Genomic DNA, 12612 nt, shown 5'->3' with positions numbered 1-12612 from the left:
GTCACCCGTGGCAGGTATGGAGAATGAAGGGAGAAGGGCCTCTCAGGCAGGGGCGGTGGCCTCCTCGGCGCTCTCGCCGCGCAGGGCGACGGCGTACATCTCGTCCGCGTCGAGCCGCCGGAGTTCCTCGGCGATCAGTTCGGACAGGGGCCGGACCTTCAGCGCGAGCCGCCGCGACGGCTGCCCCGGCAGCGACAGCGTGGCCATCGGGCCCTCCGGCCGGTCGATGGCGATCTCGCCGTCCGCCGTGCCCAGCCGCACCCCTGTGACCACCGGGCCGGCCGTCTCCACGCGCTCGACCGGCACCTCCAACCGGGCCTCCAGCCAGCGCGCCAGCAGCTCCGCGCTGGGGTTGTCGGCCTCGCTCTCCACCGCCGCCGACGTCACCGTCAGCCGGGCCTGGTCCAAGGCGGCGGCCAGCATCGAACGCCACGGCGTCAGCCGGGTCCAGGCCAGGTCGGTGTCACCGGGCGCGTAGGTGCGCCTCCGGGCCGACAGGACCTTCAGGGGGTTCCCCACCGTGTACAGGTCGGTGATCCTGCGCTGGCCCAGCGCGCCGAGCGGGTCCTTCGAGGGGTGCTCGGGAGCGTCCGCCGGCCACCACACGACCACCGGGGCGTCCGGGAGCAGCAGCGGCAGCACCACGGAGTCGGCGTGGTCGGACACCTCGCCGTAGGTCCGCAGGACGACCGTCTCGCCCGTACCGGCCTCCGAACCGACCCGCACCTCCGCGTCCAGCCGCGGACGGGTGCGCTCGCGCGGAGTGCGGGCGTGCCGCTTGATGACGACCAGCATGCGCGAGGGGTGCTCGTGCGAGGCCTCCTCGGCGGCCTTGATCGAGTCGTAGGCGTTCTCCTCGTCCGTGACGACCACCATCGTCAGGACCATGCCCACCGCCGGGGTGCCGATGGCGCGGCGGCCCCGCACCAGCGCCTTGTTGACATCACTTGCCGTGGTGTCGGTCAGATCGATCTTCATGGCCTGCGCCAGCTCCGTCCGTCTCGTGCGAGCATCTCGTCGGCTTCCGGGGGTCCCCAGCTGCCCGAGGCGTACCGCGCCGGTCTGCCGTGGGACGCCCAGTACTCCTCGACCGGATCGAGGATCCTCCAGGACTCTTCCACTTCCTGATGCCGGGGGAACAGGTTGGCGTCCCCGAGGAGGACGTCGAGGACGAGCCGCTCGTAGGCCTCCGGGCTGGCCTGGGTGAACGACTCGCCGTACGCGAAGTCCATCGTCACGTCCCGGATCTCCATCGAGGTGCCCGGCACCTTGGAACCGAACCGCACCGTCATGCCCTCGTCCGGCTGCACCCGGATGACGACGGCGTTCGACCCGAGCTCCGCGGTCGCCACGAAGCCGAAGGGGGAGTGCGGTGCCCGCCGGAACACGACCGCGATCTCGGTGACCCGGCGGCCCAGCCGCTTGCCGGTGCGCAGGTAGAAGGGGACGCCCGCCCAGCGGCGGTTGTCCACGCCCAGCTTGATCGCCGCGTACGTGTCGGTGGTGGAACCCGCGTCGATGCCGTCCTCCTCCATGTAGCCCGGCACCCGCCTGCCGCCCTGCCATGCGCCCTCGTACTGCCCGCGCACGGTGTGCGGGCCCAGGTCCTTCGGCAGCCGCACGGCCCGGAGCACCTTCAGCTTCTCGGTGAGCAACGACGCCGCGTCGAAGGAGGCCGGCTCCTCCATGGCGGTGAGCGCCATGAGCTGGAGCAGGTGGTTCTGGATGACGTCGCGGGCGGCGCCGATGCCGTCGTAGTAGCCGGCCCGGCCGCCGATGCCGATGTCCTCGGCCATGGTGATCTGCACGTGGTCGACGAAGGACCGGTTCCAGATCGGCTCGAACACCGTGTTCGCGAAGCGCAGGGCCAGGATGTTCTGGACGGTCTCCTTGCCCAGGTAGTGGTCGATCCGGAAGACCTGGTCCGGGGCGAACACCTCGTGCACGATCGCGTTGAGCTCCTCGGCCGACCTCAGGTCGTGGCCGAACGGCTTCTCGATCACCGCGCGCCGCCAGGAACCGCTCGACTGGTCGGCCAGCCCGTGCTTCTTCAGCTGCTGGACCACTTTCGGGAAGAACTTCGGTGGTACGGAGAGGTAGAAGGCGTAGTTGCCGCTGGTACCCCGGGAAATATCCAACTCGTCGACGGCCGAGCGCAGTTGTTCGAACGCCGTGTCGTCGTCGAAGTCACCCGGCACGAACCGCATGCCCTCGGTGAGCTGCTGCCAGACCTCCTCGCGGAATGGCGTGCGGGCGTGCTCCCCGACCGCGTCGTGCACCACCTGCGCGAAGTCCTGGTCCTTCCAGTCCCTGCGGGCGAAACCGACCAGCGAGAAGCCCGGCGGCAGCAGACCCCGGTGGGCGAGGTCGTACACCGCCGGCATCAGCTTCTTGCGCGACAGGTCGCCGGTCACTCCGAAGATGACCAGCCCGGAGGGGCCGGCGACGCGCGGGAGACGGCGGTCGCGCGGGTCACGCAGGGGATGGGGCCAACCGGTGCCGGTCCGGGCCGGCACTTCGGTCTCCTCGGTCTCCTCGGTCATCCCGCGTCAGCTCCTTGTCGTCGAGGTGGCCGAGGGCCTGCCTCGCCGTACCTCGTGGCACCCTCGGTCCTCTCCTCCACCTACAGGGTGTCCCGGTACGCCCGAACCCTCACCTCCGTAACCCGTTCACGAATAAAAGTATGACGTATTCGCGGGGAGGGGGCCGGGAATGCGGGCGCTCCAGGAGAGCCGCAGGTCGCGGACAGGGGAGAGGGGCCCCACGCGTACGCGGAGCCCCTCGGCGGAGCAGTGGAACCGTTGGGTCAGCGGCCGAACGTGAACCAGTTGACGTTCACGAAGTCCTGCGGCTGGCCGCTCGTGAAAGTCAGGTACACGTCGTGCGTGCCCCTCACGGACCCGACGTTCGCCGGGACGGTCCGCCACGACTGCCAGCCGCCCGTGTTGCCCACCGAGAAACTTCCGATGGGAGCGTTGCCGCGGCTGTCCAGACGTACCTCGACCAGACCGCTGACCCCGGTGGGCGCACCGCTCGCCACCCGGGCCGAGAACTGCGTGGCCGCGGACGAGCCGAAGTTCACGCCCTTGAACTGCAGCCAGTCGCCGTTGGCCAGCGCGCCCACGTTCTGGCCGCCGCCGGAGTCCGAAGTGGTCTCCGTCACCGTGCCGGACTGGCCGTCGAAGGACTCGGCCTGGATGGTGCCGTAGGCGTCACGGCTGCCGGACGGGGGCGGCGTGGTGCCGCCCCCGCCGCCGGAGGCCAGCACCTGCACGTAGTCGACGAGCATCGAGTGCCCGGGCTGCGTACCGGCGTCCGGGCCGCCGCCGAAGGCGTCGGGGAAGCCGCCGCCCATCGCCACGTTGAGAATGATGAAGAAGCCGTGGTCGGTGGCGTTCGTCCAGGTCGTCGCGTCGACCTGGTTCTCCCGCACGGTGTGGAAGTGGTTGCCGTCGAGGTAGAAGCGGATCTCCTCCACGCTCCCCGAGCGGTCCCATTCCAGCCGGTAGGTGTGGAAGCCGGCCTGACAGGACGTGCCCTGGCAGGTGGTCGAACCCCCGATGCCGCTGTTCTCGTTGCACGGCCCGCCGGGCGCGGTGCCGCAGTGCATCGTGGCGAAGACGGTGTTGTTGCCCTGCGTGTTCTCCATGATGTCGAGCTCGCCGACGGCAGGCCAGTTCCAGTGGTCGCCCCGGTAGGGCGCGCCCAGCATCCAGAACGCCGGCCAGTAGCCCTTGGCGGCGGCACCGGTCACGTTCGGCACCTGGATACGGCTCTCGACGCGCAGGACGCCACCGGCGGGCGGCTCGAAGTCGGAACGGTTGGTCTCGACGCGGCCGGAGGTCCAGTTCCCGGAGGCGTCCCGGCGCGGGGTGATACGGAGGTTGCCGTTGCCGTCGAGGGAGACGTTCTCCGGGTTCGACGTCATCGTCTCGATCTCGCCGGTGCCCCAGTTGGCGGGGCCGCCCGGGTAGCCCTTGCCGGTCGCGTACTGCCAGTTGGAGGTGTTGACGCCGCTGCCCGCGGCACCGTTGAAGTCGTCGACGAAGACCTGGTTCCAGCCCGACGGGGGAGCCGGGGCGGAGGCGCTCGCCGACGGCAGGGCGAGGGTGGAGGCCGCGAGCGCGAGCCCGAGCGTGCCGACGGCGGCCATCAGCGTCCGCCGCAGCGAACGGGGTCCGCGGGAGAGGCGGGGTCTGCGGGGGAGGCCGGAGGGGTCACTCATGTGGGGATGCCTCTCGGAGAGGGGTACGGATGCGGATGCGTTCCCGATCCGGGTGCGGGGAGTGCCCGAAGAGCCCTGCCCGTCGGTTCTGAGAGCGCTCTCAGGGTGTCGCCAATGTGCTCCGTGATCCCGTGGCCGTCAAGAGGTGTAACCGAGAAAGTCCTTGCGCGTGAGGGGAGTTCATCTCATGAATTGACGCGAATGGGTGCAACGGCACCACGCCCCGCCGCGCGAAGCGGCGCCCGGTCGGTGACCCGGCGCCGTACGCGGTCGGCTGTTCGACCACCTGCCGGGCGCATGCCGGCCGGAGGCCCCGGTGCCCGCCGGAGGCGTCATGGCCGAGGGCGGGACCGGCGGCGGTGACATCGTGGACGAACGGACCGGCAGGCGTCGGAGCCGCCGTGGTGGGAAGGGTGCGGACGTGAGACTGACGATTCTGGGCGGCGGAGGATTCCGGGTCCCGCTGGTGTACGGTGCGCTCCTCGGGGACCACGCCGAGGGGCGGGTGACGCGGGTCGTTCTGCACGATGTCGACGACCGTCGGCTGTACGCAGTCGCCCGTGTACTAGCCGAACAGGCGGCCGGCGTGCCCGACGCCCCCGAGGTGGGCACCACCACCGACCTGGACGAAGCGCTGCGCGGTGCCGACTTCGTCTTCTCCGCGATCCGGGTCGGCGGACTCGAGGGCCGCGCGAACGACGAACGGGTCGCGCTCGCCGAGGGCGTCCTCGGGCAGGAGACGGTCGGCGCGGGCGGCATCGCCTACGGGCTGCGGACCGTCCCCGTCGCCGTCGACATCGCGCGCCGGGTGGCCCGGCTCGCCCCCGACGCCTGGGTCATCAACTTCACCAATCCGGCGGGCCTGGTGACCGAGGCCATGTCCCGGCACCTCGGCGACCGGGTCATCGGCATCTGCGACTCACCGGTCGGCCTCGGCCGCCGTGTCGCCCGGGTGCTCGGCACGGACCCGCGGGAGGCGTGGATCGACTACGTCGGCCTCAACCACCTCGGCTGGGTGCGCGGCCTGTACGTCAAGGGCCGTGACGAACTCCCGCGCCTGCTCGCCGACCTGCCGCTGCTCGACTCCTTCGAGGAGGGCCGGCTCTTCGGCGCCGACTGGCTCCAGTCCCTCGGCGCCGTCCCCAACGAGTACCTGCACTACTACTACTTCAACCGGGAGACCGTCCGCGCCTACCAGCAGGCCCGGAAGACCCGCGGCGCCTTCCTCCACGACCAACAGGCCCGCTTCTACACGCAGGCGGGTGACCCCGGCACCCCCGCCCTCGCCACCTGGGAGCGCACCCGCGCCGAACGCGAGGCCACCTACATGTCCGAGAACCGCGAGACCGCCGGAGCCGGTGACCGCGACGAGGACGACCTGTCCGGCGGCTACGAGAAGGTGGCACTCGCCCTGATGCGGGCCGTCGCCCGCGACGAACGCACCACCCTGATCCTCAACGTCCTCAACCGCAGCACCCTTTCGGAGCTGGACGGGGACGCGGTCATCGAGGTCCCCTGCCTGGTCGACGCCCAGGGAGCACACCCCGTCTCCGTCGATCCGCTGCCCGCTCACGCCACCGGCCTGGTCTGCTCCGTCAAGGCGGTCGAGCGCGAGGTGCTCCGTGCCGCCGAGTCCGGCTCCCGCACCCACGCGGTCAAGGCGTTCGCGCTGCACCCGCTCGTCGACTCCGTGAACGTGGCCCGCCGCCTCGTCGACGGCTACGCCGCCGTCCACCCCGGCCTGGCCCACCTCAAGTAGCCCCGCGGGAAGAGCACCTCAGGAGGAGAGCACCTCATGCACGACGAACGCCACCGGATCGAGCACCGCGTCCAGCGGCTCCATCACCAGCGCGTCAGACCCGCGGTCTACGCCGCCACCGTCCCGCTCACCGTCGAGGCCTGGCACGCACCGGGCGAACCGGTCCCCTTCGCCGAGGCCGTGGCCGCCCCCTACGCGCCCTTCGCCCCGAACACCCCGTGGGGTCCGCCCTGGGGCACCACCTGGTTCCGGATGCGCGGACAGGTCCCCGAAGCATGGGCCGGACAACGCGTCGAGGCGGTCATCGACCTCGGCTTCACCGGCGCCGGACCGGGCTTCCAGGCCGAAGGCCTCGTGCACCTGCCCGACGGCACCCCCCTGAAGGCCGTCAACCCGTTCAACCGGTACGTCCCGGTCGGACGCCCGGCCGCGGGCGGCGAGGAGATCGACTACCTGGTCGAGGCGGCCTCCAACCCCGACATCCTGGCCGACGGTTTCGCGCACCCCACCCCGCTCGGCGACCGGCTCACGGCGGGTGACACACCGCTGTACGTGTTCCGCGGCGCCGACCTCGCCGTCCTCGACGAACCGGTCTGGCACCTCGACCTCGACCTCCAGGTGCTGCGCGAACTCATGGCCGAACTGGGCGAGCACGAACCCCGCCGGCACGAGATCGCGCACGCGCTCGACCGGGCCATGGACGTCCTCGACCTCGACGACATCTCCGGCACTGCCCCCGCGGCCCGCGAGATCCTCGCCCCCGTCCTCGCGCAGCCCGCGCACGCCAGCGCGCACACCGTCTCCGGCGTCGGGCACGCCCACATCGACTCCGCCTGGCTGTGGCCGCTGCGCGAGACACGGCGCAAGACGTCCCGCACCTTCTCCAACGCCACCGCGCTCGCCGACGAGTACGACGAGTTCGTCTTCGCCTGCTCGCAGGCCCAGCAGTACGCGTGGGTGCGCGACCACTACCCCCAGGTGTGGGAGAGGATCAGAAAGGCGGTCGGGAGGGGTCAGTGGGCGCCGGTGGGAGGCATGTGGGTCGAGGCCGACGGCAACCTGCCCGGCGGCGAGGCCCTCGCCCGCCAACTCGTCCACGGCAAAAGGTTCTTCCTCGAACACTTCGGCTTCGAGACCAAGGGCGTCTGGCTGCCCGACTCCTTCGGCTACACAGCCGCCTACCCGCAACTCGCCAAGCTCGCCGGCAACGACTGGTTCCTCACCCAGAAGATCTCCTGGAACCAGACCAACAGGTTCCCGCACCACACCTTCTGGTGGGAGGGCATCGACGGCACCCGCATCTTCACCCACTTCCCGCCGGTCGACACCTACAACGCGGCTCTCACCGGCGACGAGATGGCCCGTGCCGTGCGCAACTACCGCGAGAAGGGCGGCGGCAGGCGCTCGCTCGCGCCGTTCGGCTGGGGCGACGGCGGGGGCGGCCCCACCCGCGAGCACATGGAACGGGCCCGCCGGCTGGCCGATCTGGAGGGCTCCGCGAAGGTCGTCGTCGAACACCCCGACGCCTTCTTCGCCAAGGCCCGGGAGGAGTACCCGAACGCCCCGGTCTGGAACGGCGAGCTCTACCTGGAACTCCACCGCGCCACCTACACCAGCCAGGCCCGCACCAAACAGGGCAACCGACGCAGTGAACACCGGCTGCGCGAGGCCGAACTGTGGGCCACGACGGCAGCCCTGCACGTGCCGGACCAGTACTCCTACCCGTACGGCGCCTTCGACCGGTTGTGGAAGACCGTCCTGCTGCACCAGTTCCACGACATCCTGCCCGGCTCCTCCATCGCCTGGGTGCACCGGGAGGCCGAGGCCGAGTACGCCAGGGTCGCGGAGGAACTGGAGACGCTGACGAGGGAGGCGACCGACGCCCTGGGCGCCGGCAGCCCTGACGCCGGGGCCCGGGTGTTCAACACGAGCCCGTACGACCGCGCCGAGGTGGTCCGTACCCCCGACGGCCCGCCCGTCTACGTGACGGTGCCCGCGAACGGCAGTGCACCCCTGAAGGCGGAGGCGGCCCCGGCCGTTCCCCCGCAGCCCGTCACCGTCACCGTCACGGCCACGGCACGGGTGCTCGACAACGGGCGGGTACGGGTGCGGGTGGCGGAGGACGGCACACTGTCGTCCGTATACGACCTGCGGGCGGCCCGCGAGGTGCTGGCAGGCCCCGGCAACCTGCTGCGGCTGCACACGGACCTCCCCAACCACTGGGACGCCTGGGACATCGACAAGCACTACCGCAACCGCCGCACGGACCTGCTCGGCACCGAGTCCGTCACCGTCGTCGCGGAGGACCCGCTGTTCGGCGCCGTCCGCGTGGAACGCGCCTTCGGCAACGGCTCACGGATCACCCAGACGATCACCCTGCGCGCCGGCAGCCCCCGGATCGACTTCGAGACCGAGATCGACTGGCACGAGGCCGAGAAGATCCTCAAGGCCGGCTTCCCGGTGGACATCCGGGCCCCGCACTCCTCCGCCGAGATCCAGTTCGGACACGTCCAGCGCCCCACCCACACCAACACCAGCTGGGAGGCGGCCCGGTTCGAGGTGTCCGGCCACCGCTGGGTGCACCTCGGCGAACCCGGCTACGGTGTCGCCGTCCTCAACGACTCGACGTACGGCCACGACGTGACCCGCACGGTCCGCGACGACGGCGGAACGACCACCACGGTCGGCCTCAGCCTGGTGCGCGCGCCCCGCGTCCCGGACCCCGGGGCCGACCAGGGCATCCACCGTTTCACCTACGCGCTGCTGCCCGGCGCGGACATCGAGGACGCCGTCGCGGAGGGCTACGCCCTCAACCTGCCGCTGCGCGTGACCCGGTCGGCGGCCCCGCCGGACCCACAGGTCTCCGTGGCTGCCGCCGCTCCCGTCGTCTCCGTGGACGGCGAGGGAGTGACCGTGGAGGCCGTCAAGTTCGCGGACGACGCCTCCGGTGATGTCGTCGTCCGCCTCTACGAGTCCCGGGGCGGGCGCGCCACCGGCACCCTGCGCACCGGTTTCCCGCTCGGCGGCGCCACGGTGACCGACCTCCTGGAGCGCCCGCTGGAACCGGCGGCCACCGGCAGGGACACCGTGCCGGTGGCCCTGCGCCCCTTCCAGGTGCTGACCCTGCGGTTGACGGTGCGGCGGAACTGAGGGCGGGACCGACGGGAGCATCGGGTCGGCCGGTCACCCCCCGTGACAGCGGCCGACCGACCCGAGCCCCCTCCCCCGTGCTTTCCCCGGGCTTTCCCCGTCCCCTCCGGAAGGCTTCCCCGTCCCCCGGAGGGGCTTCCCCCGTCGCCCTTCACCGTTAAGAGCGCGACCCCCGCCGCCTGATACACCCTCCGGAGGAATTTCCCGAGAAAAATTCGGCCCGGCACGGGAGAAGCGCGCCGGGACCGGCCGGTGGGGGCGGGAACGGTGAGTGGGCGCACGGGAGAATCGGGTTCTATCGGTGGTGCGTTCCCCAGGCGGGGCCGCCGGCAACGGCGTCCGCGGCGGCGGTGCGCACCTGATCGGAGCCGGCCGCCGTCCGAGGCCCGGACGGGGCCGGTACACCGCTCAGTGCGGGCGTGGGCACGTCCACGGGGCTGTCCGCGGGCAGGCCCGTACGCTGCTGCGGCACCGACACCGGTCGCAGCGGACGCGGCCCCGACACCACCGAGTAGTCCTGGCCCAGGAACGGAGGGGCCATCTCACCCGGATCGTCACCGAGTGCCAGCCGCACGGCGGCCCACGGCACGTTCACCCCGCACAGCGACAACTGGTGCAGACCGCCGGCCGGCCGGGTGTTGACGTCCATCAGCACGGGCCGTTCGCCGAACATCCGGAACTGGATGTTGGACAGGTGGTGCAGCCCGAACCCCTCGGCGATCCACCGGGCCGGCTCCAGCCACTGCTCGTGCAGCGTGAACCCCCTGCGGCGGCCGTTCTTGGTGCGGCCGACGGCCAGCCGGACCCGGTTGTCCGGCCCGGTGAGGCAGTCCACCGACACCTCCGGCTGTCCCAGCACCGGCATCACCAGCCAGTCCACCGGCTCCTCGGCCTGCCGCACCGCCTCCAGCACCAGCTCCAGCGGCACGTGCGGGCTGGGGAAGCCGTTCAGCTGAGTGAGCGAGAAGGAGGTACGGGTGATCACCCGGTAGCCCACACCGCCCGCGCCGGACGCGGGCTTGAAGCACGCCCGGTGCCCCAGCGCCTCCAGCTCGTCGACCGCGCGGACCAGCTCGTCCGCCGACCGCACCCGCCACCACGGCGGCACCGGCACCCCGATCGCCTGGACGGCCTCGTAGGCGATCACCTTGTCGTGGAAGACGGCCACTGCCTCGGGCGGCGGCGCCAGCAGCGCCGTACCGGCCGCCTCGAACTCCGTGCGGTGCGCGACGATCGCGCCCTGGTGCAGCCGCGGCACGAACACGTCGATGCCGCGCCGAGCGCACTGGGCGAGGGCGTACTCGACGTACGCCGCCGGGGACAGGCCCTCGGGCTCGAGCTCGGCGGTGTCGGCGGCGGCCAGTACGGGGGAGTCCGGGTCGCCGTGGGTGGCGTGGATCTCGACGGCCCGGTCGCTGGGATTCCTTCTCAGCTGATCCATGAAGAACACGTTCTCCGCGTACGTGCGGTTGAGCCATACGCGTACGCAAGAGGCCATGCAGGGCCGCCTTTCACGGTGTGCGGGCAGGCCTCGGCGGCCCGTGCCCGGGGAGAGGGTGTGGAGGGTCGCCGGACGGCCCCGGGGAAGGGCTTCACTGCGGCGGTGTTGCGGCCGATCATACGGCTTCGATCCGTGCTCCCGAACCACGGGAGTGTTACGGATTCGGTGATCCGGCCCGCCGGTGACCGTACTCTTCGTGCATGGTGTGTGTACGGGTTGATCGTTCAGGTTCAAGGGGCGACAGATGACGTCGACAGCGGGCGGCGGCGGACAGCTGTGGGCCGTCAGCGACCTTCACATCGGCTACGACGAGAACCGTGCCCTGGTGGAGCGGATACGTCCCGAGTCGGACGACGACTGGCTCCTCGTGGCCGGAGACGTCGCGGAGACCGTGGACGACATCCGCTGGGCGCTCGAGACCCTCGCGGGCCGGTTCCGGAAGGTCGTCTGGGTGCCCGGCAACCACGAGCTGTGGACCCACCCGAAGGACTCCGTCACCCTGCGCGGCGTCGCCCGCTACGACCACCTCGTCGCACAGTGCCGCGACCTCGGCGTGGTCACTCCCGAGGACCCCTATCCCGTCTGGGAGGGCCCCGGCGGCCCCGTGGTCGTGGCCCCGCTGTTCCTCCTGTACGACTACTCCTTCCTGCCGGCCGGGTGCGCCACCAAGGACGAGGGGCTGGAGTACGCGCAGGGCACCGGCGTCGTCTGCACCGACGAACACCTGCTGCACCCCGATCCGTACCCGAGCCGGGAGGCCTGGTGCCGGGCCCGGGTCGGGGAGACCGAACGGCGGCTCGCCGACCTGCCCGACGACCTGCCCGTCGTCCTCGTCAACCACTACCCGCTGCACCGGCACCCCACGGACGTCCTGTGGTACCCCGAGTTCGCCATGTGGTGCGGCACCGTCCTCACCGACGACTGGCACCGCAGGTTCAACGTCCACACGATGGTCTACGGCCACCTCCACATCCCGCGCAGCACCCGGCAGGACGGCGTCCGTTTCGAGGAGGTGTCCGTGGGCTACCCCCGCGAATGGCGGAAACGGCCGGCACCACCGGGGCGCCTGCGCCGGATCGTGCCGGGGGAGGCGCAGCCGACGGCGTCCGCGTCCGCGACCGGGGCCGTGGTGAGGGAGGGCGGGAACCGGTGATCGGGGAACTGCTGCCCGGGACGGTCGTCGTCGTGGAGGCCTACGGCGACGAGGGCGCCGACGCCCCGCTCTACCCCGGGGAGGCGGCCGTCGTGGCGCGGGCCGTCGACAAGCGCCGGCGGGAGTTCACCGCGGTACGCTCCTGCGCCCGCCGGGCCATGAAGAAGCTCGGCGTCCCCCCGCATCCCGTGCTGCCCGGTGAGCGCGGCGCGCCCGGCTGGCCCGACGGGCTGGCCGGCAGCATGACCCACTGCGCGGGCTACTGCGCCGCCGCCCTGGTCCGTACGGGGGACCTGGCCTCCGTGGGCGTCGACGCGGAGGTCCACGGGCCGCTGCCCGAGGGGGTGTTGTCCTCCGTGGCCCTTCCCGGGGAGGCGGAGCGCGTCGCCCGGCTGACCCGGGAACGGCCGGGGGTGCACTGGGACCGGCTGCTGTTCAGCGCCAAGGAGGCCGTCTACAAGGCGTGGTTCCCGCTCACCGGGAGGTGGCTCGACTTCATGGAGGCCGACATCGAGTTGTTCGCCGAATCCGCCGACGGCACCGGCACCGGTGGTTCCGGCGCTTCGGCGCGCGGTGGGTTCAGGGCGGTGCTCCTGGTCCCCGGTCCCTGGGTGGGCGACCGCCGCCTCGACCACTTCGACGGCCGCTGGGGCGTCGAGGGCGGCCTGGTCGGGACCGCGGTCGCCGTAGCTCACGGCTGACCTGTCACGGCTTTGGGTGCCAGTCGGACTCCGCTGCTCAATTCGGGGGATGGTCACGCACCGTATCCGAGAGGGGCCGGACCGCCTCCTCGCGAGGCCCGTTCCACGCGCCCCGTCGACAGG

8 protein-coding genes are annotated in these 12612 nt (G+C 71.7%); 4 read left to right on the top strand and 4 right to left on the bottom strand.

Annotation, left to right across the window (positions count from 1 at the left end):
- Positions 1–42 precede the first annotated feature (42 nt).
- The 3 genes from opcA to HUV60_RS03100 all read right to left on the bottom strand — a co-directional run bounded on the left by opcA (position 43) and on the right by HUV60_RS03100 (position 4225).
- On the bottom strand, positions 43–978 hold the full coding sequence (gene opcA / locus HUV60_RS03110; RefSeq protein ID WP_257852418.1) for a glucose-6-phosphate dehydrogenase assembly protein OpcA: 936 nt from the start codon (positions 976–978) through the stop codon (positions 43–45).
- Positions 975–2543 (bottom strand): glucose-6-phosphate dehydrogenase, encoded by a 1569-nt coding sequence (gene zwf, locus HUV60_RS03105; protein WP_257852420.1) that lies wholly within the window; start codon positions 2541–2543, stop codon positions 975–977. Before zwf ends, opcA begins: the two co-directional genes overlap by 4 nt.
- A 263-nt stretch (positions 2544–2806) precedes the next feature.
- On the bottom strand, positions 2807–4225 hold the full coding sequence (locus HUV60_RS03100) for a glycoside hydrolase family 16 protein (RefSeq protein WP_257852422.1): 1419 nt from the start codon (positions 4223–4225) through the stop codon (positions 2807–2809).
- A 421-nt stretch (positions 4226–4646) separates the two neighbouring features.
- Between HUV60_RS03100 and HUV60_RS03095 the strand changes: the two genes are divergently transcribed.
- Entirely contained in the window at positions 4647–5984 is a 1338-nt protein-coding gene (locus tag HUV60_RS03095; protein ID WP_257852423.1) for a 6-phospho-beta-glucosidase, read from the top strand.
- A 36-nt stretch (positions 5985–6020) separates the two neighbouring features.
- Positions 6021–9134: an alpha-mannosidase gene (locus HUV60_RS03090; RefSeq protein ID WP_257852424.1), complete on the top strand. Its 3114-nt coding sequence runs from the start codon at positions 6021–6023 to the stop codon at positions 9132–9134.
- A 295-nt stretch (positions 9135–9429) separates the two neighbouring features.
- Here the strand turns inward: HUV60_RS03090 and HUV60_RS03085 are convergent, their stop codons facing one another.
- Positions 9430–10632, bottom strand: a complete 1203-nt coding sequence (locus HUV60_RS03085; protein ID WP_257852425.1) for an ATP-grasp domain-containing protein — start codon at positions 10630–10632, stop codon at positions 9430–9432.
- Positions 10633–10879: 247 nt separating this feature from the next.
- On the opposite strand from HUV60_RS03085, the gene HUV60_RS03080 reads away from it, so the two are divergent.
- Together HUV60_RS03080 and HUV60_RS03075 are read left to right on the top strand one after the other, a co-directional pair.
- A complete protein-coding gene (locus HUV60_RS03080) occupies positions 10880–11788 on the top strand; it encodes a metallophosphoesterase family protein (protein WP_257852426.1) in 909 nt (302 codons plus the stop codon).
- Entirely contained in the window at positions 11785–12489 is a 705-nt protein-coding gene (locus tag HUV60_RS03075) for a 4'-phosphopantetheinyl transferase family protein (protein ID WP_257852427.1), read from the top strand. Before HUV60_RS03080 ends, HUV60_RS03075 begins: the two co-directional genes overlap by 4 nt.
- Positions 12490–12612 lie beyond the last annotated feature (123 nt).

It is taken from the genome of Streptomyces sp. KMM 9044, assembly GCF_024701375.2.
Taxonomy (GTDB): domain Bacteria; phylum Actinomycetota; class Actinomycetes; order Streptomycetales; family Streptomycetaceae; genus Streptomyces.
The sequence above is the reverse complement of the archived record's forward strand: the minus strand, read 5'-3'. Positions and strand labels throughout refer to the sequence as shown.

Bases quoted from the DNA above. Each gene is read 5' to 3' on its own strand.
- HUV60_RS03090 (WP_257852424.1), top strand. From the start codon at position 6,021: ATGCACGACGAACGCCACCGGATCGAGCACCGCGTCCAGCGGCTCCAT.
- HUV60_RS03085 (WP_257852425.1), bottom strand. From the start codon at position 10,632: ATGGCCTCTTGCGTACGCGTATGGCTCAACCGCACGTACGCGGAGAAC.
- HUV60_RS03100 (WP_257852422.1), bottom strand. From the start codon at position 4,225: ATGAGTGACCCCTCCGGCCTCCCCCGCAGACCCCGCCTCTCCCGCGGA.
- HUV60_RS03080 (WP_257852426.1), top strand. From the start codon at position 10,880: ATGACGTCGACAGCGGGCGGCGGCGGACAGCTGTGGGCCGTCAGCGAC.
- opcA (WP_257852418.1), bottom strand. From the start codon at position 978: ATGAAGATCGATCTGACCGACACCACGGCAAGTGATGTCAACAAGGCG.
- zwf (WP_257852420.1), bottom strand. From the start codon at position 2,543: ATGACCGAGGAGACCGAGGAGACCGAAGTGCCGGCCCGGACCGGCACC.